20 protein-coding genes, 5 tRNA genes and 1 riboswitch are annotated in these 21,758 nt (G+C 61.2%); of the genes, 9 read left to right on the top strand and 16 right to left on the bottom strand.

The features are described 5' to 3' along the window. Positions 1-19 precede the first annotated feature (19 nt). Both LOY54_RS07605 and LOY54_RS07600 read left to right on the top strand, forming a co-directional pair. Positions 20-646: a glutathione S-transferase family protein gene (locus LOY54_RS07605; RefSeq protein WP_258610084.1), complete on the top strand. Its 627-nt coding sequence runs from the start codon at positions 20-22 to the stop codon at positions 644-646. Between the two features lie 21 nt (positions 647-667). Beyond that, complete coding sequence (locus LOY54_RS07600; protein WP_045200198.1) at positions 668-1,690, top strand: LLM class oxidoreductase; 1,023 nt, start codon at positions 668-670, stop codon at positions 1,688-1,690. Between the two features lie 40 nt (positions 1,691-1,730). Here LOY54_RS07600 and LOY54_RS07595 read toward each other — a convergent pair whose 3' ends face one another. Together LOY54_RS07595 and LOY54_RS07590 are read right to left on the bottom strand one after the other, a co-directional pair. After that, positions 1,731-2,108, bottom strand: a complete 378-nt coding sequence (locus tag LOY54_RS07595) for a cytochrome c (RefSeq protein WP_195883359.1) — start codon at positions 2,106-2,108, stop codon at positions 1,731-1,733. A gap of 91 nt (positions 2,109-2,199) precedes the next feature. Next, positions 2,200-2,276 (bottom strand) — tRNA-Arg (locus LOY54_RS07590). Between the two features lie 293 nt (positions 2,277-2,569). Here LOY54_RS07590 and LOY54_RS07585 point away from each other — a divergent pair. Beyond that, entirely contained in the window at positions 2,570-2,767 is a 198-nt protein-coding gene (locus tag LOY54_RS07585) for a hypothetical protein (protein ID WP_258610083.1), read from the top strand. Between the two features lie 3 nt (positions 2,768-2,770). Here LOY54_RS07585 and phnN read toward each other — a convergent pair whose 3' ends face one another. After that, positions 2,771-3,367, bottom strand: coding sequence for a phosphonate metabolism protein/1,5-bisphosphokinase (PRPP-forming) PhnN (gene phnN, locus LOY54_RS07580; RefSeq protein ID WP_093385699.1), 597 nt, complete (start codon positions 3,365-3,367; stop codon positions 2,771-2,773). 36 nt (positions 3,368-3,403) lie between these two features. After that, positions 3,404-3,595, bottom strand: a complete 192-nt coding sequence (locus LOY54_RS07575) for a hypothetical protein (RefSeq protein WP_082075482.1) — start codon at positions 3,593-3,595, stop codon at positions 3,404-3,406. A 114-nt stretch (positions 3,596-3,709) separates the two neighbouring features. Between LOY54_RS07575 and LOY54_RS07570 the strand changes: the two genes are divergently transcribed. After that, positions 3,710-4,036 (top strand): Arc family DNA-binding protein, encoded by a 327-nt coding sequence (locus tag LOY54_RS07570; protein ID WP_010226671.1) that lies wholly within the window; start codon positions 3,710-3,712, stop codon positions 4,034-4,036. A 59-nt stretch (positions 4,037-4,095) separates the two neighbouring features. Here LOY54_RS07570 and LOY54_RS07565 read toward each other — a convergent pair whose 3' ends face one another. Genes LOY54_RS07565 through fepB form a run of 3 tightly spaced genes read right to left on the bottom strand, consistent with a single transcriptional unit; the run spans position 4,096 to position 7,091 of the window. Further along, the gene (locus tag LOY54_RS07565; protein ID WP_093385704.1) at positions 4,096-5,124 is read right to left on the bottom strand and encodes an iron chelate uptake ABC transporter family permease subunit; all 1,029 of its coding nucleotides are present in this window, start codon (positions 5,122-5,124) and stop codon (positions 4,096-4,098) included. Continuing rightward, positions 5,121-6,161: an iron ABC transporter permease gene (locus tag LOY54_RS07560; RefSeq protein ID WP_045200187.1), complete on the bottom strand. Its 1,041-nt coding sequence runs from the start codon at positions 6,159-6,161 to the stop codon at positions 5,121-5,123. The genes LOY54_RS07565 and LOY54_RS07560 overlap by 4 nt, the downstream gene beginning before the upstream one ends. A gap of 3 nt (positions 6,162-6,164) precedes the next feature. Next, positions 6,165-7,091, bottom strand: a complete 927-nt coding sequence (gene fepB / locus LOY54_RS07555; protein WP_408980561.1) for a Fe2+-enterobactin ABC transporter substrate-binding protein — start codon at positions 7,089-7,091, stop codon at positions 6,165-6,167. Between the two features lie 157 nt (positions 7,092-7,248). On the opposite strand from fepB, the gene LOY54_RS07550 reads away from it, so the two are divergent. After that, positions 7,249-8,043 (top strand): ABC transporter ATP-binding protein, encoded by a 795-nt coding sequence (locus LOY54_RS07550; RefSeq protein WP_045200183.1) that lies wholly within the window; start codon positions 7,249-7,251, stop codon positions 8,041-8,043. Here LOY54_RS07550 and LOY54_RS07545 read toward each other — a convergent pair. Further along, positions 8,031-8,822 carry an IclR family transcriptional regulator gene (locus tag LOY54_RS07545; protein ID WP_258610698.1) on the bottom strand — a complete coding sequence of 264 codons (792 nt, stop codon included), beginning with the start codon at positions 8,820-8,822 and terminating at the stop codon, positions 8,031-8,033. The genes LOY54_RS07550 and LOY54_RS07545 overlap by 13 nt on opposite strands. Before the next feature lie 182 nt (positions 8,823-9,004). Here LOY54_RS07545 and LOY54_RS07540 point away from each other — a divergent pair, with 182 nt between their 5' ends. Together LOY54_RS07540 and LOY54_RS07535 are read left to right on the top strand one after the other, a co-directional pair. Then, positions 9,005-11,092 carry a TonB-dependent receptor gene (locus LOY54_RS07540; protein WP_093385709.1) on the top strand — a complete coding sequence of 696 codons (2,088 nt, stop codon included), beginning with the start codon at positions 9,005-9,007 and terminating at the stop codon, positions 11,090-11,092. Positions 11,093-11,125: 33 nt separating this feature from the next. Next, a complete protein-coding gene (locus LOY54_RS07535) occupies positions 11,126-12,433 on the top strand; it encodes an NtaA/DmoA family FMN-dependent monooxygenase (RefSeq protein ID WP_258610081.1) in 1,308 nt (435 codons plus the stop codon). A 55-nt stretch (positions 12,434-12,488) separates the two neighbouring features. Here LOY54_RS07535 and mgtE read toward each other — a convergent pair whose 3' ends face one another. The 8 genes from mgtE to alaS all read right to left on the bottom strand — a co-directional run bounded on the left by mgtE (position 12,489) and on the right by alaS (position 19,290). After that, on the bottom strand, positions 12,489-13,931 hold the full coding sequence (mgtE, locus tag LOY54_RS07530) for a magnesium transporter (RefSeq protein ID WP_045200179.1): 1,443 nt from the start codon (positions 13,929-13,931) through the stop codon (positions 12,489-12,491). 387 nt (positions 13,932-14,318) lie between these two features. Then, positions 14,319-14,395, bottom strand: a tRNA-Arg gene (locus LOY54_RS07525). A 76-nt stretch (positions 14,396-14,471) separates the two neighbouring features. Then, positions 14,472-14,548, bottom strand: a tRNA-Arg gene (locus tag LOY54_RS07520). Between the two features lie 77 nt (positions 14,549-14,625). After that, positions 14,626-14,702 (bottom strand) — tRNA-Arg (locus LOY54_RS07515). A gap of 108 nt (positions 14,703-14,810) precedes the next feature. Further along, positions 14,811-14,901: transfer RNA gene (locus tag LOY54_RS07510), tRNA-Ser, on the bottom strand. Positions 14,902-14,973: 72 nt separating this feature from the next. Further along, positions 14,974-15,162 (bottom strand): carbon storage regulator CsrA, encoded by a 189-nt coding sequence (csrA, locus tag LOY54_RS07505; RefSeq protein WP_010226667.1) that lies wholly within the window; start codon positions 15,160-15,162, stop codon positions 14,974-14,976. Between the two features lie 185 nt (positions 15,163-15,347). Continuing rightward, positions 15,348-16,583, bottom strand: coding sequence for an aspartate kinase (locus tag LOY54_RS07500; RefSeq protein WP_010226665.1), 1,236 nt, complete (start codon positions 16,581-16,583; stop codon positions 15,348-15,350). An 88-nt stretch (positions 16,584-16,671) separates the two neighbouring features. Continuing rightward, a complete protein-coding gene (alaS, locus tag LOY54_RS07495) occupies positions 16,672-19,290 on the bottom strand; it encodes an alanine--tRNA ligase (RefSeq protein ID WP_258610080.1) in 2,619 nt (872 codons plus the stop codon). A gap of 351 nt (positions 19,291-19,641) precedes the next feature. Next, positions 19,642-19,793, top strand: a riboswitch (FMN riboswitch). A gap of 92 nt (positions 19,794-19,885) precedes the next feature. Between alaS and LOY54_RS07490 the strand changes: the two genes are divergently transcribed. Continuing rightward, complete coding sequence (locus LOY54_RS07490; protein WP_045200175.1) at positions 19,886-20,392, top strand: 6,7-dimethyl-8-ribityllumazine synthase; 507 nt, start codon at positions 19,886-19,888, stop codon at positions 20,390-20,392. A gap of 174 nt (positions 20,393-20,566) precedes the next feature. Then, positions 20,567-21,757 (top strand): M91 family zinc metallopeptidase, encoded by a 1,191-nt coding sequence (locus tag LOY54_RS07485; RefSeq protein WP_258610079.1) that lies wholly within the window; start codon positions 20,567-20,569, stop codon positions 21,755-21,757. Position 21,758: the final 1 nt, after the last annotated feature.

Below are 21,758 nucleotides of genomic sequence, written 5' to 3'. Positions count from 1 at the left end.
ACTGCTGAAGAGAAAGCCCATGCCGCTAATTCTGTATAGCGATAGCTCACCTAATGGCTTCAAGATCACCATCGCCCTCGAAGAGCTGGGGCTGCCCTACATCCTCAAGCATGTACAGATCGACCATGGCGAGCATCGCCTGCCTGAGTTTCTCGCACTCAACCCTCATGGCCGCATTCCGGTGCTGGTTGATCCCGAGCGCGATATCACTCTGTTTGAGTCAGCGTCGATCCTTTTGTACCTGGCCGACAAGAGCGCACGCCTGCTGCCCAATTCCCCCCGTGAACGCTGGGCGGCCATCACCTGGTTGCAGTTTCACGCGGCGAGCATGGGGCCGATTTTGGGCCAGCGCGTGCATTTCGAACGGTTCGCCGAACAGCCCTGCCCCGAAGCCATCGCCCGCTACCGGCGCCTGAGCGAAGAGCTGTTCAGCACCCTCGACCAGCGCCTGACCGGCCGGCCCTGGCTGGCGGGCAGCAGTTACTCGATCGCCGACATTGCCACCTTCGGCTGGACCCATATCGCCCGGATCATCGACTTTGATTTCAGCCACTACCGACACCTGAGCGCCTGGCATGAACGCGTCAGTCAACGCCCTGCCGTGCAGCGCGGCATCCGCCTGCCCGCCCCCGCGACCGGCCCCTGAAGGACTAAAAGGAATTAACCGATGAACCCAACCCTGAACGGCGCCAGCGCCCACGCCTTCGCCCACCACCCTGGCTATCGACGCATGTTCGCCGCCGACCGCCTGACCCTGGGGATCTTCCTGCCGCTGCGCTTCTATCGCGGCGACATGGCCGTGCTCACTGGCCAGGCCGCGCTGGTCAGCGACATCGACCGCCTGGGCTTCGCCGGCGTCTGGGTGCGCGATGTGCCGCTGTACGATCGGCACTTCGGCGATGCCGGCCAACTGTTCGACCCCTTTGCCTACTTGAGCTACCTGGCCGCGCACACCCGGCGCATCGCCCTGGCCACGGGCAGCGCGATCTTCGCCTTGCGCCACCCGATCGACCTGGCCAAGGCCGCCTGCACCATCGACCAGCTGTCAGGCGGGCGCCTGGTGATGGGCATCGCTTCCGGGGATCGGCCGGTGGAGTTTCCCGCCTACGGTCTGGATCATGCCGAGCGCGGCGAACGCTTTGCCGAGGCCGTGAACTATTTCCGCCAACTGCTGCACAAGGGCGACCACCCGATTGAATCAACCCTCGGCCAAATGAGCGGCGCGCAACTGCTGCCCAAGCCCGTTGGCGGCGCCATCCCGCTGCTGGTCACCGGCAGCTCGCGCCAATCCATGCAGTGGCTGGGCGAACAGGCCGATGGCTGGCTGACCTTTCCTGATGCGACTGAAAACATCCTCGGCCCCCGGCGCCTGGCCGAGAAAATCCGCGCCTGGCGCGACTGCATTCCCGGCGGCGGCTTTCGCCCGCACGTGACCAACGAGTGGATCGATCTGGACGCCAACCCCGATTTTCCGCGCACGGCGATGCAGGGCGGCTACGTGCTGAGGACCGGGCGCAAGGGGCTGATTGATCTGCTCGGGGAATGGCAGGATGCGGGGGTCAATCATGCGGCACTGGGCATTCAGTTTTGCCAGCGCCCGGCGGCGGAGGTGATTCAGGAGCTGGCAGAAGAAGTGCTGCCGTCATTTGCATCCCATGAAGGACCGTTGCCGTTGCGCCAGGATTGGTAGATCCCAGGCCGCAGCTGTTGCTGCGGCCTGACACCAGGCATCATCGAGTGTTGCCAATCACCGCACTCATGTATTGATTCAAATCGCGAAAATCCTGAACTCGCCAAGCGTACGGCGCCACCTTCACACCATTTTCTCGTAACGTCCTGGGGATCAAGTCGCCGTTGGGGCGAAGTATTACCGATGAGACAATTACGCCCGGGTAGTCTTTCAAGCGTTTCTTGAATGCCGAGGTGGTCAGATCAGGGGTGGGCGGGTTGCTTTTATTCGCCAAGGGTCCGGTCCCCTTGATGTCTGCCCCATGGCACATGGCGCATCGTTGCAAAAAGAGCTGTTTGCCATTGGCATTATCCGCCAAGGACGCGGATGCCTGAATCAACGATAGAATCCCGAGCGCAGCGATGATTAGTCTTTTCATTTTCAGGGCTTTATTGACTCTTCATGCAACTGCGCGGTTGCCGCAAAGAAACGCAGCAGTCAGAAGAATGGCCAGAGAGGCGAAAGTGAGATGGTGTCCCAGGGCAGGTTCGAACTGCCAACCTTCCCCTTAGGAGGGGGATGCTCTATCCAATTGAGCTACTGAGACACAGAGCCGGCAACGGGCGTCGCGCGGCAAGGACGGCGTGCATGTTAACCAGCAGGCCGGCATTTGTCATGTCATCCGTGGGGCTTTTTGCCTGTGGGTTTTTCAACGGATCGTGCAATCTGCAATGAGGCAGTCAGCCATCATTGCAGATTGCACGCAAAAGCGCACAAAAAACCAGCCTAAGCCTCTGATTTTAAAGGGTAAATCACGATAAAGAGGCTGGCATGTAGTGTGCATTGTCTAGTTCATGACACGTGGCTCGGGGCCCCGCCCCGCCTTTGCGGAGTATGTCCATGAACAGCACCCTGCTTCTGCTCAATGCCCTGGCCCTGGCTGCCCTGGTTGGCCTGGTCGTGCAACCCGACAGCATCGCCACTGCGGCACAAGCCCATGCGGCACCGGCGATGAAAGCGCAACTGGCCGTGTTCGGCGCACAGGCTGCGCAAGTGCAAAGCGCACCGCTTGCAAGCAGCGAACGGCTGGCGTTCTAGGCTTCAACCCAGGCCAGGCACACCCTGTTCGCGCAACAGCCCAAGCAAGCGCTGCACCGCCTCGTCCAGCGAGCTGGAGTTGTCCAGCACTTGCACCTCGCCTTCTTCTACCCTCACCTGCTGCGCCCGCGCCAGGCGCTGTTCGATGTCTTGCGCAGTTTCCCGGCCGCGATCCAGCAGGCGCTGGCGCAGTACGTGATGGTCGACCCGCAGCAGCACCGGCAACAGGTCGGGATAGCGTTCACGCGCCTGCTGCAGATGCGCGCGCGAGCCATTGACCAAAACCGCGTGCCCTGCAGCCAGCCAGTCATCGATTTGCACCGGTATGCCATAGGCCAGGCCATTGGCCTGCCACTGCAGGGCAAAGGCGCCCTCGGCGCTCAGGCGCTGGAACTCTTCGAGGGAAACACCGACGGCGTCTTCACCCTTGGCCTCGGCCGAGCGGGTGATCACCCGCCGGGCGATGTGCACGTTCAGGCGCTGCAATTCAGCGCGCGCAGCATCGATAAGGGAATCTTTTCCGGCCCCCGAGGGTCCCATCAGGTACACCAGGCGACCCGGGTTCGCTGTACGCCGCGTCGCGCTTGCGTCATGCTGCATAGCCACTATGCTCAATGGTAGGAAAGCACGCGCATTCTAGACGCTTTCCATGGCCTTTTCTGCCTGATGCATGGCGTTGTCGACGAAGGTCTGCAGGCGCGGAAAAAGAGAAAATGAAAACTTTTCAAACCAGTACTCATTTCTGATAATTGGTACTGGCAAAACGCCTTTATCCGGTTCAATATTTGTCACAGAATTGACGCCAAGGAACCGGCGATAATGAGGCATGATTCACGCCTCATTCACAATTCAGGTTGAACATTTTGACGCCGGGATGGTCGTAGTGACATCGTGCGGCCAATTTCGAGAACCGCTTCCCCCTGAACTAAACCGGTCAATTATATGCGCCCAATGAAACAGGCTATTTACTCAAGCCGCACCGCTGACAAATTCGTCGTCCGCCTCCCCGACGGAATGCGTGAGCGCATTGCCGAGGTAGCGCGCAACCACCACCGCAGCATGAACTCGGAAATCATCGCTCGCCTGGAGCAGAGCCTTATTCAGGAAGGTGCGCTGGGTGAAGAACTGAGCATGCGTCTGGACAGCCCGGAACTGTCCCTGCACGAACGCGAACTGCTGCAACGTTTCCGCCAGCTTTCCCATCGCCAGCAAAACGCGCTGGTGTCGTTGATTGCCCATGACGCCGAGATGGCAGCTGACGCTTCCTGATTGCGTGGCTCAATCACTCAAGGCCAATGCCCGTGCATTGGCCTTTTTTATTGCCTGGCTCAAACCCGCCTGCTGCGCGACAGCAACCACAGCAGATAGAAACCACCGAGCAAACCCGTGGTCAGGCCAATGGGCAGGTTGAGATTGAAGGCCAGGCGCTGACTGATCAGGTCGGCCACCAGCAACAACACCGCGCCCATCAACGCGCCAGACAACAGCGGCACTTCTGGTGCAGCGGTCAGACGCCTGGCCAGTTGCGGGGCAGCCAGGGCGACAAAGGCGATGGGGCCCGCTGCCGCCGTGGCAATCGCGGTCAAGCCCACAGCCGCCAATACCATGATCAGCCGCGTACGCTGCGGGGCAATGCCGAGCTGACTGGCGCTGTCATCGCCCATTTCCAACAGGTCGATGTGTCGCGCATGGCCAATCACCACGGGCACGATGGCGATGAAACCCAGTGCTGCTGGCAGCACGTGAGACCAGGTCCGGGTGTTGAGCGAGCCGGCCAGCCAGATTTGCGCCGACATCGCCCGGTCAAGGTCGCCCATCACCAGCAGTACGGTGTTGAGCCCCGAGAGCATCGCCCCCACGCCAATCCCCACCAGCACCAGGCGATAGCCACCAGTGCTGCGCCCGCGCATCGACAGCACGAACACCAGCAAGGCGGTGCCCACCCCCGCCAGCACCGCCGCCAGCGAGGTACCCAGGGGGCCGGCATCAAACAGGATGATCTGCACGATGGCACCGCTGGCAGCGCCGGTGGTAAAGCCGATGATATCCGGTGAGCCGAGGGCGTTGCGCGAGATCGACTGGAAAATTGAACCGGCCATGCCCAGCGCGCCGCCGACCAGCAGCGCCGTCAGTACCCGCGGCAAGCGAACCCGTTGAACGATCCGCTCGGCGGTCGGGTTGCCACCACCTGCGAACAGGCTGTCAAACACCTGACCTGGTGTCAGCGACAACGAACCTACGCCCAGCAACATGATCGCCAGCCCTGCTGCCAGTAGCGCCAACAGCGCACACACCACCGCAACCCGAGGCCGCCAACGCAACGAGTAATTGCCCAGGCGCAGCACCGCACCCGTCATGACCGACTCATCCGGAACCTGCGCACGATGACGATGAAGAACGGCCCGCCGATCAACAGGGCAATGATCCCGGCCGCGACTTCCGCTGGCGCCGCCACGACCCTACCGATCACATCGGCGCCCAGCAGCAGGATCGCCGCCAACAACCCGGCATACGGCAGGATCCAGCGGTAATCAGGCCCCACCAGCCGCCGGGCCAGGTGCGGCGCGAGCAGGCCGACGAAACCAATCGGCCCGGCCGCCGCTGTTGCTGCCCCGGCCAGCAACATCACCGCCAGGCACGCGAGCAGCCAGGTGGCGCGAAGATTGACGCCCAGCGCCCGGCCAAGATCCGCGCCCAGGGCCATGGCATTGAGGTTGCCGACCATGGCGATGGCCAGCGCCAGCCCGACTGCAACGACCACCGCCAGCACACCAAGGGTCTGCAAGCCGCTGCCTTCGACCGAGCCTGCCGACCATTTGCGAAAACTGTCGAATACCTCAAGGGGAGCATTGAGCAGGATGATGCCAGTGATCGACACCAGCATCACCGACAAGCCTGCCCCAGCCAGCACCAGGCGCACCGGATTGGTCCCGGTTTCGTGGGCCTGGCCCAGGACGAACACGGCAACCCCGGCCAGCCCGGCGCCGGCAAAGGCAAAGCCGACATACTCGACAATGCTCACCAGCTTGAACAGGGTGACAGCGATGATCACTGCCAGCGCCGCGCCGGCGTTGATGCCCAGCAGCCCGGGTTCGGCCAGCGGGTTACGCGTCAGCGCCTGCATCAGCGCCCCGGCCACGCCCAGGGCCAGGCCTGCGAGAATCGCCACCAGAGTGCGCGGAACACGCAGTTCGCGAATCACCAGATGCTGATTGTTCTGTGGGTCATACGCCCAGAAGGCATCGGCGATTTCGCCAAGAGCGATGCTGCGCGAACCGATCAGCAAGCTACAGGCGGCGACCAGCGCAAGCACGCCCAGGCCGCACAGCAGCCCCGATGAGCGCATGCGCCGTTGGCGATTGAAAACCATGGCGGGCAACACGGCAGTCGCCATGACTCAGCGCAGGTGCCGGGCGACGGTATCGATCATCTGCCGGCCAGAGTAGTAATCGATACGAAACGAAGTCGGGCCCAGCGCGTAGACCTTTTTCTGCACCACCGCCGGCAGGTTGGCCAGCAGCGGGTCAGCAACAAACGCCTGTACATCGGCATCGGTGCCACCCAGCAGGAACACGCTTTCACCGGTGATCGCAGCCGAAAGGTTTTCGCGGGAGATAAACTCGAAGTCGACGGCGCGAGTGACCTCACCGCTCATGGCCGGCGGCAGGCTCGCGACCTTGATCCCCAGCGCGGTGAACAAGCGGGCCTGCGGGCTGGACGCACGGCCAACAGAATAACTGCCACCAATGTTGTAGCCGACGATACTCACCCCGCCCACGGGCGCTTTGATCGTGGTAGCGGCGCGTGCGGTGTAGTCGTCAAAATCCTTGATCGCCGCCGCTGCCTGGGCCTGCAGCCCCGCCGCCTGACCAAGGCGGGTAGCGATCTGTTGCCAGCTCTGGTTCGAATAATTGACCACGACGGTGGCGATACCCTGGGCCTCAAGCTCGGCCTGGTGCTGGACGACGCTATCGGCGCCAGTGGCAACCAGTACCAGCAGGTCGGGATTGACGCCGATCACAGACTCGATATTGAACACCAGGTTGGGGTACAGCACCTCGACTTTGCGCTGATCCGCAACCGCCGCCCACTGGCTGAAAAAGCCCTTGCTGTCGGTCATCCGGCTCGGCGTGGTGGCCGCGCTGGCAACCAGTGGCGCCTCCATGGCCAGCAAGATGCCGGTGACACTCGGCGAAGTCGAAGCAATGCGCAGCGGTTTGGCGGGCTCGCTGGCGGCACTTGCCGGGCTCGGCCCAACGGCGCTGCAGGCAAGCAGGATCAGCGCCGCAACAGCAAGCATTGGCGCGAAGGTGAGCTTTTTCATCGGCAATCGGTCTTTTGCTACAAGGGCGGCAGGAAGGGTTCGAGAACGGGCACAAGCTCGTCTAAACGTGGATGCGATGCAATCGCATTCCATATTGCAGAATTAATTCTGCACATGCAATACTCGCCGCCGAGCTGCCAGCAAGGAAAGGCTACCCATGACGCATCGCCTGCATGCTGACGCCGTGACGCTGCGTTACGATCAGCGCACCATCTCCAGCGACCTCTCCATCGCCATTCCCGACGGCTCTTTCACGGTGATCGTCGGGCCCAATGCCTGCGGAAAATCCACTCTGCTTCGAGCCTTGTCGCGGCTGCTGGCCCCAGCCCATGGTCGTGTGGTGCTCGACGGCAAAAGCATCACCGCGCTTGCGGCCAAAGAGGTTGCCCGGCGCCTCGGCCTGCTGCCGCAAAGCGCCACGGCCCCGGAAGGCATCACGGTCGCCGACCTGGTGGCTCGCGGGCGCTTCCCCCATCAGTCGTTCTTGCGCCAATGGTCGCCAGCCGATGAGCAGGCGGTCAACGCCGCCATGGCCGCCACCCAGGTCAGCGCGCTGGCCGAGCGGGCGCTGGACGAGCTGTCCGGTGGCCAGCGCCAGCGGGTCTGGATTGCCATGGTGCTGGCGCAGGAAACACCGATCCTGCTGCTCGATGAACCGACCACCTTTCTCGACATCGCCCACCAGATCGAATTGCTCGAACTGCTCAGCGATCTCAATCGCCAGGGCCGAACCATCGTGGCGGTGCTGCACGATCTTAACCAGGCCTGCCGCTATGCCACGCACCTGATCGCCATGCGCGATGGCGCGGTGCTGGCCGAGGGCGCGCCCGGGGCGATTTTCACCGAGGCGCTGGTGCAAGAGGTATTCGGCCTGCCGGCGGTGATCATTGCTGACCCCGTCAGCGGCACGCCGCTGGTGGTGCCCAAGGGTCGCCAGGCTCAACCGCGCTGATCGAAAATCCGCCCGCCGGTGGCCTGGTTGACCAGGCCGGCTTCGCGGTGCAGGGCGTCGCGATCCTCTGCTGACTTGAGCTGGCCAAGGTCAGTGACCGTGGTCATTACGCAGGCGATTTCCTGCTGCGCATCGAACACCGGCGCCGCCTGGCCGGTGACGTTCGAGAGCAGATGGCTGGTCAGCTCGGCCCAACGGCCATTACGCACCTGATCGAGCAGCGCCTTGTTAGGCGGCGTGCCACGAAAATGCGCGGGCTGCTGCTTGCGCGCGGCATCGATCACAGCTTTGGGCAGGAAGGCCTGGAACACCAGACCGCACGCGGTGTTGTCGATCGGCAGGATGTCGCCCAGGGCCAGCGGGTTGATCGAGAAGTAGGCGCTACGGTACCAGCGCACCAGGGTCGGGCCGCGGTCGGTCCAGATCGCCACCCCGCCGCTGGCGGCATGCTGTTGGGCCAGGGTCTTCATGTGCTGGGCGGCAATATCCACCGCATCGACGCGCTTCAAGGCGCTGATGCCGATGTTCAGCGCTGCCGGCCCCAGGTCGTAGAGGCCGCTGGCCGGGTCCTGCTTGGCCAGGCCGTCCTTGACCAGGCTCTGCAGGTATCGATGGGCGGTCGAGCCACCGGTCGCGGTGCGCCTGGCAACCTCCCCCAGCGCCAACTCACTCTCGGCATTGGCCAGTACCTGGAGAAAACGCACCGCAATCGACACCGACTGAATAGTGCCGGAGCGCTTTTCCGGGGCTGCTTGCGCCTCTTCGTCCAGGGCGGTCATCTCGTTGCTCAATTCTTCGCTCTCCTCGCCGGCGCGCACGGTCGCGCTTGTTGGCGGCCATGATACCGATTCCCTGAACCCGCACCTATTGCCATTTTGTGGAATGAATTCTTTATTGAGGAACGCAATAGCACCGTGCTACCCTCGAACGGGAAAGAGGATCATTCTCATTTGGGGGCATCTTGAAGGCACATCCACATCGCACACTGCGCCAAGGCTTTAGTGTGTTCACACTCTCGACATTGCTGGCTTCGCCCTACGCATTCGGGCAACCCGAGGTTAATGGCGGCAAGCCAGGCATTGTTTTCGAGCCGATCATCGTCACCGGTGAAAAGCTCGAACGCGAACTCAAGGACACCGCCTCCTCCGTGTCGATCAAGACCGCCAAGGAGATCGACAAGGAAAAGACCGGCAGCGCCTCGGTGGCCGAAGTACTCAATGATGTGCCCAACGTGATCTACACCGACTCGGTCGGCGCGCCCATCATCCGCGGCCAGGACACCCAGGGCCCGAACAACGGCCAGAACGTGTTCTGGGGCGGCACCGTGCCACGGGCGACAATCAACCTTGACGGCCATTACCTGAATTACAACGAGATGTTCTTCGGCGCCACCTCGGTCTGGGATATCGACAGCATCGAAGTGTTCCGCGGCCCGCAGACCACCTCGCAAGGGGCCAACGCGATTGCCGGTGCGATCATCGTCAACACCAAGGATCCGACCTTCACTCCCGAAGCTGCCTACCAGACCGAGGTCGGCAGTTATGACGCCAAGCGCAGCTCGGTGGCTGTTTCCGGCCCGTTGATGGGCAACGAACTGGCCGGCCGCCTGGCGGTGGACTACTCGGCGCGCGACACTTTCATCGATTACGACAACCCGAAGTTCCAGCGCGGCAAGGCCGACCAGAACTTCCGCGCCGTCACCGCCCGGGCCAAGCTGCTGTGGGTGCCCGAGTCGCTGCCGGGCCTTGAGGCCAAGTACACCTTCGCGCACAACGACAGCAACCGTCCAAGCCAGGAGGCCGCCTCGGCGCCCTTGCACAAGCTCGACCACGACACCACCACCATGCCCAGCTGGGAGCAGGACACCAACACCAGCGTGGTGGATGTCAGCTACGACTTCGACAACGGCATCAAACTGTTCAACCAGGCGCAATACTCGCTGTCCAACGTGCAGCGGTTCACCGGCATCGCCGGCGAAGGCGACGCCGATATCAAGCAGAAAAACGCCTCCAACGAATCGCGCATCACCTTCGGCGACGCATTGGATACTCTAAGCGGCATGGGTGGCATCTACTACGCCCACACCAAGACCGACGAAACCCTGAACCTGCGCGGGCTCTCGGCCTTCGATGACACCAAGGAGAACCTCGGCATCTTCGGCGAACTCAGCTACCGCCTGAGTGAGCGCTGGACCCTGAGCACCGGCCTGCGCTTTCAGCAGGATCACATCGAGCGCCAGGGCAATTCGGTGCTGGCACCGACGGCACTGGACTACGAGAAAACCTTCTCCGCCCTGCTGCCCAAGGTCTCGCTGGCTTACGCAGCGACGCCGGACTGGACCGTCGGCGCCCTGGTCAGCCGCGGTTACAATCCCGGTGGCGTGTCGCTCAATCTGACCACCCGGCAATGGGCGTACTTCAAGGAAGAGTCGATCTGGAACTATGAGCTGTTCAGCCGCGCCAACCTGCTCGACGACCGCCTGATCCTCAGCAGCAACCTGTTCTACATGGACTTCAAGGACGCTCAGTACAACATCCCGGTGGTGATTTCCCCGGGTGTCGCCCAGTCCTACACCATCAACGCCGAAAAGGCCCACGCCTATGGCCTGGAGCTGAGCGCCGACTACCGTGTGCTCGACAACCTGACCCTCAAGGCCAGTGCCGGCGCCTTGCGTACACGCATCGACAAGATCTCCAGCAACGCCGACTACCAGGCCAACGAGTTTGCCCGCTCCCCCGGTTACACCCTGAGCGTTGGCCCGAGCTGGGACATCACCGACAAACTCAACCTCAACGTCCAGGTCCGTCACCTGGATGGCTATTACTCCGACACCGCCAACACCTCGTCCTACTCGGTGAAGCCCTACACCCTCACCGATGCGCGGATGAGTTACCAGTTCAACAAGCAGGTGCAGCTGTACGGCTACGTGAAGAACGTGTTCGACGACCGCTCGCCCACCTATATGCAGCAGAACCGCGGCATCGGCGGCACCGAGGCGAGCATGACCCTGCCGCGCATGGTCGGCGTCGGCGTCAAGGGCGCGTTCTGAGTCCATCAAAAGACCACAAGGAGAATTGCAAGGATGAGTACCCCAAAGCGCCTACACATTGGCCTGTCACTGGCACCGACCTGGTTGAGCGGCGATGGCTGGCGGCGCGAGAACAGCAACATAGAAGGTATTTTCACCGCCGAGTTTGCGATTGATCTGGCCAAGCGCGCAGAAGCTGCACACCTGGACTTCGTCTTTCGCCCCGATGTTCATGCCCTGGTGCCGGAAATGCTCGAAAACGGTTCGGGCTTCGCCAGCCTCGACCCGAGCATCCTGCTCGCCGCAGTTGCCCAGCACACCTCGAAGATCGGCCTGGTTTCGACCGTATCGACCACCTTCCTGCCGCCCTATGTAGTCGCCCGCCAGTTGCAGTCTTTGAACTGGATCAGCAAGGGCCGGGTCGGCTGGAACATCGTCACCGCGCTGCAAGGCCACGAGAATTTCGGCCTGACGGCAATGCCCAGTGCCGATGAGCGTTACCAGCGGGCAGCGGAGTTCACCCGGGTGGTTCATCAGCTGTGGGACAGCTTCCCCAGCGACGCCCTGAAACTGGATCGCAGCACGGGCCGTTACGCCGACGCCTCACAGGTTCGCCCGATCGACCACGACGGCGCTCACCTGAAGGTCAAGGGTCCACTCAACCTGCCGGTGTACGCCAACACCCGAATCCCGCTGGTGCAAGCCGGCGCGTCCGATTCGGGCCGTGACTTTGCCGCGTCGGTGGCCGACCTGGTATTCGCCCCCACGCCGGATATCGACGCTGCGCTCGAGCTGCGTCACGACCTGTCCCGCCGCGCTGAAAAACACGGCCGCGATCCGGCCGACATTCGCCTGCTGCCCGGCCTGAGCCTGTACCTGGCCGAGACCCGCGAACAGGCCCGCGAGCTGTTCATGTGCACCCACGCGCGCATCGACAAGCCGCGCAAGTTTGCCTCGATCAAGGAGATGACCGGGCTCGACCTCAACCAATGGCCAGAAGACCGCCCGATCACCGCCGCTGACCTGCCTGCGCCCGTGAGCAATCCTGGCAGCCGTACCCACACCAACCTGTTGCGACGCCTGATCGAACGTGAATCGCTGCGGGTCAGTGAGTTACTGTTGCGCCCAGAGGTGATCTCGGCTGCACACTGGCAGGTGATCGGTACGGTGGACGATGCCGTTGAGAGTATTGTCGAATGGGCTGCATCCGGTGCCATCGATGGCTTCATCGCGGCGCCCGGTGGCTCGCTGGAATCGGTGCACCTGTTCCTTGAACAGGTGATGCCACGCCTGGTGCAGGCCGGGTTGTTCCGCGAGTGCTACAGCGGCTCGACCTTTATCGAGCACCTCACCGAGCAATAAACGCCAGGCAAAAAAAACACCCCTCGCGAGGGGTGTTTTTTTGTCGGATGCTCAATCAGAGCAGGAAGATGGTGGCCAGGCCCAGGAAGATGAAGAAGCCACCACTGTCGGTCACCGCCGTGATCATCACGCTGGAGCCCATTGCCGGATCGCGGCCCAGGCGCACCAGGGTCATCGGGATCAACACCCCCATCAGCGCCGCCAGCAACAAGTTGAGGGTCATGGCACCGGTCATGACCACGCCGAGCGACCAGCTGTCATACAGCAGGTAGGCGACCACACCAATCACTCCGCCCCAGATCAGGCCGTTGATCAGCGACACCGCCAGCTCCTTGCGCATCAACCGCGAGGTGTTGCCGGGGCTGACCTGGTCGAGGGCCATGGCGCGCACGATCATGGTGATGGTCTGGTTGCCGGAGTTGCCGCCGATACCGGCAACGATCGGCATCAGCGCCGCCAGTGCCACCAGTTTTTCGATCGAGCCTTCGAACAGGCCGATCACCCGCGAGGCGACGAAGGCAGTGATCAGGTTGATTGCCAGCCACGCCCAGCGGTTGCGCAGCGAGCGCCAGACCGAGGCGAAGATGTCTTCTTCTTCGCGCAGACCGGCCATGCTCAGCACTTCGCTTTCGCTTTCTTCACGAATCAGGTCGACCATTTCATCGATGGTCAGACGGCCGATCAGGCGATCGCTCTTGTCCACCACCGGCGCGGAAATCAAGTCGTAACGCTCGAACGCCTGAGCGGCATCGTAGGCGTCTTCATCCGGATGGAAGCTCACCGGATCGCTGGCCATGACCTCGGCGACTTTCTTCTCCGGGTCGTTGACCAGCAAGCGCTTGATCGGCAGCACGCCCTTGAGGATGCCGTCGTAATCGACCACGAACAGTTTGTCGGTGTGGCCTGGCAGCTCCTTGAGCCGGCGCAGGTAGCGCAATACCACTTCGAGGCTGACGTCTTCGCGGATGGTGACCATCTCGAAGTCCATCAATGCACCGACCTGGTCCTCGTCGTAGCTCAGGGCCGAACGCACGCGTTCGCGCTGCTGGGCATCGAGGCTTTCCATCAGCTCGTGGACAACGTCACGGGGCAGCTCGGGCGCCAGGTCAGCCAGTTCGTCGGCGTCCATTTCCTTGGCAGCGGCGAGCAGCTCGTGATCGTCCATGTCGGCGATCAGGGTCTCGCGGACCGAGTCGGACACTTCGAGGAGGATGTCACCGTCGCGCTCGGCCTTGACCAGTTGCCAGACGGTCAGACGATCGTCCAGCGGCAAGGCTTCGAGAATGTAGGCAACGTCGGCGGAGTGCAGGTCGTCGAGCTTGCGTTGCAGCTCGACCAGGTTCTGGCGGTGAACGAGGTTTTCTACCAGGTCATGGTGATGACCTTCCTGACGGTGGGTCAGGTCTTCGACCACGCGTTGACGCTGCAGCAGTTCGACCACCTGGGCCAGGCGATCCTGCAGGCTTTCTTGCGTCTTTTTTACTTCTACTTCAGTCATAGGCGAACTCCACTCCCAGCAGCGGAGCACGCCGGGAGATCAATCAGTCAATTCTTGATTGGCAAAACTTGCTATTGAGTAACTACTGGGTAAGTCCATGGTGGTATTCCACAAGCCCCGGCGGGGCTGACGGGCGCAATCATACACCGCTTGAGCTGTGAGGGTGCTGAAAAAATCGCGGCTAGAACAATCGTTTGCGAGACATACTTGTGACAACGTATGCAGGCAACAGTGCGACGGCGGTAGCGCGAAAAAAAACACATCGGGATCGGCATAAAATAGCGCGGGGCTGGCACGGCAACGATGACAGTCTATTCATCACGCCTTACCGGAAGATGAATGCCGGAAAGCAAAAAGCCCGCCTTGATAGGCGGGCTTTCTGTTGTATGGTGCACTCAGGAGGATTCGAACCTCCGACCGCTCGGTTCGTAGCCGAGTACTCTATCCAGCTGAGCTATGAGTGCAGGTTGGCGCTTGATGGACCAGACCACCTCTGGTTACAGCTAAAGCAACTTTCAAACTGAAAACTGCTTCGGTGTATGGTGCACTCAGGAGGATTCGAACCTCCGACCGCTCGGTTCGTAGCCGAGTACTCTATCCAGCTGAGCTATGAGTGCAGGGTTGGCGCTTGATGGACCAGATCACCTCTGGTTGCAGCTGAAGCAGCATTCAAGTTGAAAACCGCTTCGTCGTATGGTGCACTCAGGAGGATTCGAACCTCCGACCGCTCGGTTCGTAGCCGAGTACTCTATCCAGCTGAGCTATGAGTGCATTTGTTACCGCGCATTATAGGCCGCTAAATCATTTTGCCAACCACTTTTTCGTTTAATTTCAACGACTTAGGCGATTCAGGCAGATTACAGCGTCCTACATGAATAATGGCGGAGAAGGGGGGATTCGAACCCCCGATACCCTTGTGAGGTATACTCCCTTAGCAGGGGAGCGCCTTCGGCCACTCGGCCACCTCTCCGCAACACGGGGCGTATAATAACCAGACCCTTCCCCGTTTGCAAACTCTTTTTTGAAAAAAACTCGATAAAAATTAATGGGTTGGTTCTTCGTCCTTCTCTTTCTTGATCCGCAGGTAGATTTCCTCACGGTGGACGGCCACTTCTTTAGGGGCGTTGACCCCTATCCGCACTTGGTTTCCTTTGACGCCGAGCACGGTCACGGTGATTTCGCCGTCGCCAATGATCAGGCTCTCGGCGCACCGACGAGTCAGAATCAACATAGCTTTCTCCTCACGCAATTCAGTTCAGGGATAACAGTCTGCAAAAAAAAGGGCTTCAGCCTACAACCCGTGACGGCTGCTGACCTACGCCTAAGTATTGACTAGCGCGAGCAAAAGCACAGATTTCTCACGCCAGCCAGAAACACGAAGGGCGCGGCATGGCCGCGCCCCCAGAGGCAGCCGCCTTACTCGCCCTGTCGGGCAGGGGCGTCGAGCTCGAAGGCGGTGTGCAGGGCGCGCACTGCCAGCTCCAGGTACTTCTCTTCTATTACCACCGAGACCTTGATCTCGGAGGTGGAGATCATCTGGATGTTGATGCTCTCCTTGGCCAGCGCTTCGAACATGCGGCTGGCAACACCGGCGTGGGAACGCATGCCGACGCCGACGATCGAGACCTTGGCGATGTTGGTGTCACCTACCACTTCGCGAGCGTTGAGCTCGGCGGCGGTCTTGTCCAGGACCTTGTGGGCCTTGTCGTAGTCGTTGCGATGCACGGTGAAGGTGAAGTCGGTGGTGTTATCGTGCGAAACGTTCTGCACGATCATGTCGACTTCGATGTTCGCGGCACTGATAGGGCCGAGGATCTTGAAAGCAACGCCCGGGGTATCCGGTACGCCACGGATGGTCAGCTTGGCTTCATCGCGATTGAAGGCGATGCCGGAAATGATCGGCTGTTCCATGGATTCCTCTTCATCAATGGTAATGAGGGTACCCGGACCCTCCTGGAAGCTGTGCAGCACGCGCAGCGGGACGTTGTACTTGCCGGCGAACTCGACGGCGCGGATCTGCAGCACCTTGGAACCGAGGCTGGCCATTTCCAGCATCTCTTCGAAGGTGATCTTGTCCAGGCGCTGGGCCTGGGCCACAACGCGCGGGTCGGTGGTGTAGACACCATCGACATCGGTGTAGATCTGGCACTCGTCCGCCTTGAGCGCTGCCGCCAGGGCCACGCCGGTGGTGTCGGAGCCACCACGACCGAGGGTGGTGATGTTGCCGTGCTCGTCGACACCCTGGAAACCTGCAACCACCACCACGCGGCCGGCCTTGAGGTCGCCACGAATCTTCTGGTCGTCGATCTGCAGGATGCGCGCCTTGTTGTGCGCGCTGTCGGTGAGGATCCGCACCTGGTTACCGGTGTAGGACACCGCCGGAATACCACGTTTGATCAGGGCCATGGCCAGCAAGGCGATAGTCACCTGCTCGCCAGTGGAGACGATCACATCCAGTTCACGCGGAACCGGCTGATCGCTTATCTTCTTGGCCAGGTCGATCAAGCGATTGGTTTCGCCGCTCATCGCCGACAGTACTACCACCAGGTCATCGCCGGCTTCGCGGAACTTCTTGACCTTGTCGGCAACCTGCTCGATTCGCTCGACTGTGCCGACCGAGGTACCGCCAAATTTCTGTACGATCAACGCCATTTCAAAGCCGCCTCAGCCCATGAAGGGCACCCAATAAACATTCAAACGACGCCATGGCCCGCCACTGGACGGCGGGCCGATGTACGCCTTAAACGCCCTGCTCCACGAATGGCACGGTCAGGGCCAGCGCGCTGTCCAGCGCGGCGGTGTCTACGCCACCACCTTGCGCCATGTCCGGACGACCACCGCCCTTGCCACCCACCGCGGCAGCGGCTTGCTTCATCAAATCACCGGCTTTGAGTTGGCCAGTCAGGTCTTTGGTCACACCGGCAACCAGTACGACCTTTTCCTCATGGACACTGCCGAGCAGGATCACTGCGCGGCCGAGTTTGTTCTTCAGTTGATCGACCAGCGCCAGCAGCGCCTTGCCATCCTGGCCATCCAGACGCGCGGCCAGGACTTTCACGCCCTTGACCTCGACGGCTGCACTGGACAGGTCGTCGCCAGCAGCGCTGGCGGCCTTGGCTTGCAGTTGCTCCAGCTGTTTTTCCAGCTGGCGGTTGCGCTCCAGCACTGCCGAGAGCTTATCGATCAGGTTTTCGCGGCTGCCCTTGACCAGTTGCGCGGCTTCCTTGAGCTGCTCTTCGGCAGCGTTCAGGTACGCCAGTGCGGCAGCGCCGGTGACCGCTTCGATCCGGCGTACGCCGGAGGCCACGCCACCTTCGCTGATGATCTTGAGCAGGCCGATATCACCGGTACGCTTGGCGTGGATACCGCCGCACAGCTCGACGGAGAAATCGCCGCCCATGCTCAGCACCCGCACGCTGTCGCCGTACTTCTCGCCGAACAGCGCCATGGCGCCCTTCTGCTTGGCGGTTTCGATATCGGTCTCTTCGGTTTTCACCTCGGAGTTCTTGCGCACTTCGCGGTTGACGATGTCTTCCAGGGCCTTGAGCTGCTCTGGCTTGACCGCCTCGAAGTGACTGAAGTCGAAGCGCAGGCGCTGGCTATCGACCAGCGAGCCCTTCTGTTGTACGTGATCGCCCAGCACTTGGCGCAGCGCAGCGTGCAGCAGGTGGGTGGCGGAGTGGTTCAGCGAGGTGGCGTGCTGGACGTCGGCATCGACCCGGGTCTGCACCTGGGTGCCGACAGTCAGGGTGCCGCTGGCCACCACACCGTGGTGCAGGAAGGCGCCGCCAGTCTTGGTGGTGTCGCGCACGTCAAAGCGCACGTTGTCGGCCTGCAGGTAGCCGGTGTCGCCCACCTGGCCACCGGACTCGGCGTAGAACGGCGTGCGGTCGAGGATAACCACGCCCTCCTCGCCTTCGCCCAGCTGCTCGACAACCTTGCCGTCCTTATAAAGAGCAACGATGCTGGCGCTGCCTTCGGTGGCGTTGTAGCCGGTGAACTCGGTGGCCACGTCGACCTTGACCAGGGTGTTGTAGTCCAGGCCGAAGGCGCTCGCGGAGCGGGCACGCTCACGCTGGGCTTCCATCTCGCGCTCGAAGCCTGCTTCGTCGATAGTCAGCTCGCGTTCGCGGGCGATGTCGGCGGTCAGGTCCATCGGGAAGCCATAGGTGTCGTACAGTTTGAACACCACGTCACCCGGCACCACGGTGCCCTTGAGCTCGGCCAGGTCCTGCTCGAGGATCTTCAGGCCCTGCTCCAGGGTCTTGGCGAACTGCTCTTCTTCAGCCTTGAGCACGCGCTCGATGTTGGCCTGCTGCTGCTTGAGCTCGGGGAAGGCTTCGCCCATCTCGGCGACCAGGGCGGCGACGATCTTGTAGAAGAAGCTGCCGGTGGCGCCCAACTTGTTACCGTGGCGGCAGGCGCGACGGATGATGCGGCGCAGGACGTAGCCGCGGCCTTCGTTGGACGGCAGCACGCCGTCGGCAATCAGGAAGCTGCAAGAACGGATGTGGTCGGAGACCACCTTGAGCGACGACTGCTCGGCATTGGCGCAGCCGATGGCGGCGGCCGAAGCGCTGAGCAGGTTGCGGAACAGGTCGATCTCGTAGTTCGAGTGCACATGCTGCATGACCGCACTGATGCGTTCCAGGCCCATGCCGGTGTCTACCGACGGTGCTGGCAGCGGGTGCAGCACGCCATCGGCAGTGCGGTTGAACTGCATGAAAACGTTGTTCCAGATCTCGATGTAACGGTCGCCATCTTCTTCCGGCGAGCCGGGCGGGCCGCCCCAGATGTCGGCGCCGTGATCATAGAAGATCTCGGTGCACGGGCCGCACGGGCCGGTATCGCCCATGGTCCAGAAGTTGTCGGAGGCGTAGGGCGCGCCCTTGTTGTCGCCAATGCGCACCATGCGCTCGGCCGGTACGCCGATCTCTTTGGTCCAGATGTCGTATGCCTCGTCGTCGCTGGCATAGACGGTGACCCAGAGTTTCTCTTCCGGCAGGTTCAGCACCTTGGTCAGGAAGGTCCAGGCGTAGGTGATCGCGTCCTTCTTGAAGTAATCACCGAAGCTGAAGTTGCCCAGCATTTCGAAGAAGGTGTGGTGACGGGCGGTGTAGCCGACGTTTTCCAGGTCGCTGTTCTTGCCACCGGCGCGCACGCATTTCTGGCTGCTGGTCGCGCGGGTGTAGGCGCGCTTTTCCTGGCCAAGGAAGCAGTCCTTGAACTGGTTCATCCCCGCGTTGGTGAACAGCAGGGTCGGGTCGTTGCCCGGAATCAAGGAGCTGGAGGCAACTCGGGTGTGTCCCTGCTCTTCGAAGAAGCGAAGGAAGGCTTCACGGATTTCTGCGCTTTTCATAGGTTCTTCCACGGAAACGGCGGCCTTAAGGCAAATGCTTGCGTCAAATTGACGAAACGACGGCAAAGGGCCGCATTATATCGGGCCTTAGGCTCGGGTGCAGTGTGTTTATGCTATAGAAACCGTCAATTGGACGGCCTGCAGCGACAACGTCAGCGAAAAACCGCTCGCTGGCACCCTGCCCGGCCTCTCAGGGCCTGTTGTGATCTGGTGACACGGTATTACTGGGGCCGTATAAAACAATTGGCAAGGTTTCCCTGATGAAATGTCGTTCATCCGGAAAAAACCGTTAGCAGCCTATACGTTTACCTGACATCTGTGCTAATAATTCCCCGCCGCCGATACCGGTGGCAACGTTCTCAGGGCGGGGTGCAATTCCCCACCGGCGGTAATTGCGCGCAATGCGCATAGCCCGCGAGCGCTTGCAGGCCAGCCTGCAAGGTCAGCAGACCCGGTGTGATTCCGGGGCCGACGGTCATAGTCCGGATAAAGAGAGAACGGGATAGGCGCAGCCGCGCCTGTCGCTTTGCACCTGCACGGCGAAATCCCCTTCGATCCAGCGCCCTGTTTCTCATACAAACAGGAGTCCGTTTCAATGCAACCTACCGCAATCGATAGCAAGAACCCTTCCCACGAGCGCATCGCCTTCATCCAGGCTTGCTGGCACAAAGACATTGTCGACCAGGCGCGCAAGGCATTCGTCGAGGAAATGGGTAAACAAGGCTATCAGCCCAGCGACATCGACTTCTTCGAAGTCGGCGGCGCTTTCGAGATCCCCCTGCACGCCAAGCTGCTGGCCCGTGGCGGCCGCTACGCTGGCATCGTTGCTGCCGGTCTGGTGGTCGATGGCGGCCTGTACCGCCACGAGTTCGTCGCCCAGTCGGTGATCAGCGGCCTGATGCAGGTGCAACTGGAAACCGAAGTGCCGGTGTTCTCGGTAGTGCTGACCCCGCACCACTTCCATGCCGGCGACGAGCACCAGAACTTCTACTTCGAACACTTCCTGGTCAAGGGCGTGGAAGCGGCGAAAACTTGCGCCGATACCTTGCAGAAGTTGCGTGCGTTACGCCGTAACGAAGTAGCGCAAAAACGCGCAATCTAGTCCTGCATCACCAGCGCCGGCCGCACCGCTGCGGCCGGTTCCCGCCCCCGTGGCACCGCTCAGCGATGGGCCTGGCAGCCTCCCCGCCTTGCGCACAGATGCATAAATATGTAGTGCCGGGGCATGTTCAAACCTCCATAGCCTGACGTTTTCCCAACGCCAATGGAGTGGAGCATGTACAACCTAAGCAACCCAAATCCGACTTACTACCTTACCGGGCGCGGCTCGGGCTATGCCCACTTCCAGTATGAAGACGACCCGTATCCTGGTGCGGTCCGTGAAGTGATCCTGCAGCATGAGGACAGCAATGTCACCGTCACCTCGGAACACTTCAAGCACTCGATAACCAGCGCTCCTCACACAAGCCAGGTGGATATACAGGTCCGGTCACCTGCTGAAAATATTGAAATTTCAACCCTGGACTGCAACCTGTACGCTGTCATCGGCAAGACTAGGTTTGTCCTGGCGATGAACGACGATCAAGTACTGGTCCTGCGCACTCAAAACACTGGCAGCAGGATCTGGATCACTGAAGACGTACATCACCAAGTCATTATCAATGCCGGTAATGGCAACAACCATATTGAAACAGGCAGCGGCGACAGCAAAATCTACGTCGGGGCCGGCAACAATCGTATTGTCCTGGGCACAGGGCTTACCTACATCGAAGCGGGCTCAGGGGAAAACCGTATCGACGGCAACATCCTGCTGGGCAGCGCAGGCAGTGAAGTCTTCTACGCCCGCAACTTGCCCGGCGACAGCCGCTTCAGCCAACCGGTAAGTCCTGAACATGCGGCCCTGGGCAATAACAGTATCCGCCCACAAGGGGACTCACGCTTTCAACGCCTGATCGCCGACCACTTAGACCTGCTGCGCAAAACCAGCGCGGGAAGACAGCTGCTGTCGGCGCTGGACAACAGGTCCTCGATCACGGCGGACGAAATCCTGAACCATTTACCCTCGGGCTATGAGCCCGACATGGATTTCGATGACGATGTCGGCGATCACTTCGTTACACCGAACGGCGATCCGGGCATTGCCGACGCTGGCGGAAAACTGCACTTCAACCCTGCAGGGCCAGCTTCCGACGACCTGCCCCTGCTCGATTTCTACCGTTGTCTGTGCAATGCCTGGAACTCCCTCACCGGCTCGGTTTTCCCAGGCACCTCAATAGTCACCACACGGGCCGGCAACCAACAGAAGGTAGCCAATTCGCAACTGCAGGCCGTCGGCATTATTACCAGCCATAGGCCTTACGATTTCGGCTTGTCTGCCAATGCCCCCGCCCTGAGTACCAATCCAGCGCCTTTTACTGAAAACGCCTTGCGCCTGGAGCTGGGCCTGGCTCCGCGAATTCACTTTTAAG

The sequence above is a fragment of the Pseudomonas sp. B21-032 genome (assembly GCF_024748965.1).
Lineage (GTDB): Bacteria > Pseudomonadota > Gammaproteobacteria > Pseudomonadales > Pseudomonadaceae > Aquipseudomonas.
The sequence above is the reverse complement of the archived record's forward strand: the minus strand, read 5'-3'. Positions and strand labels throughout refer to the sequence as shown.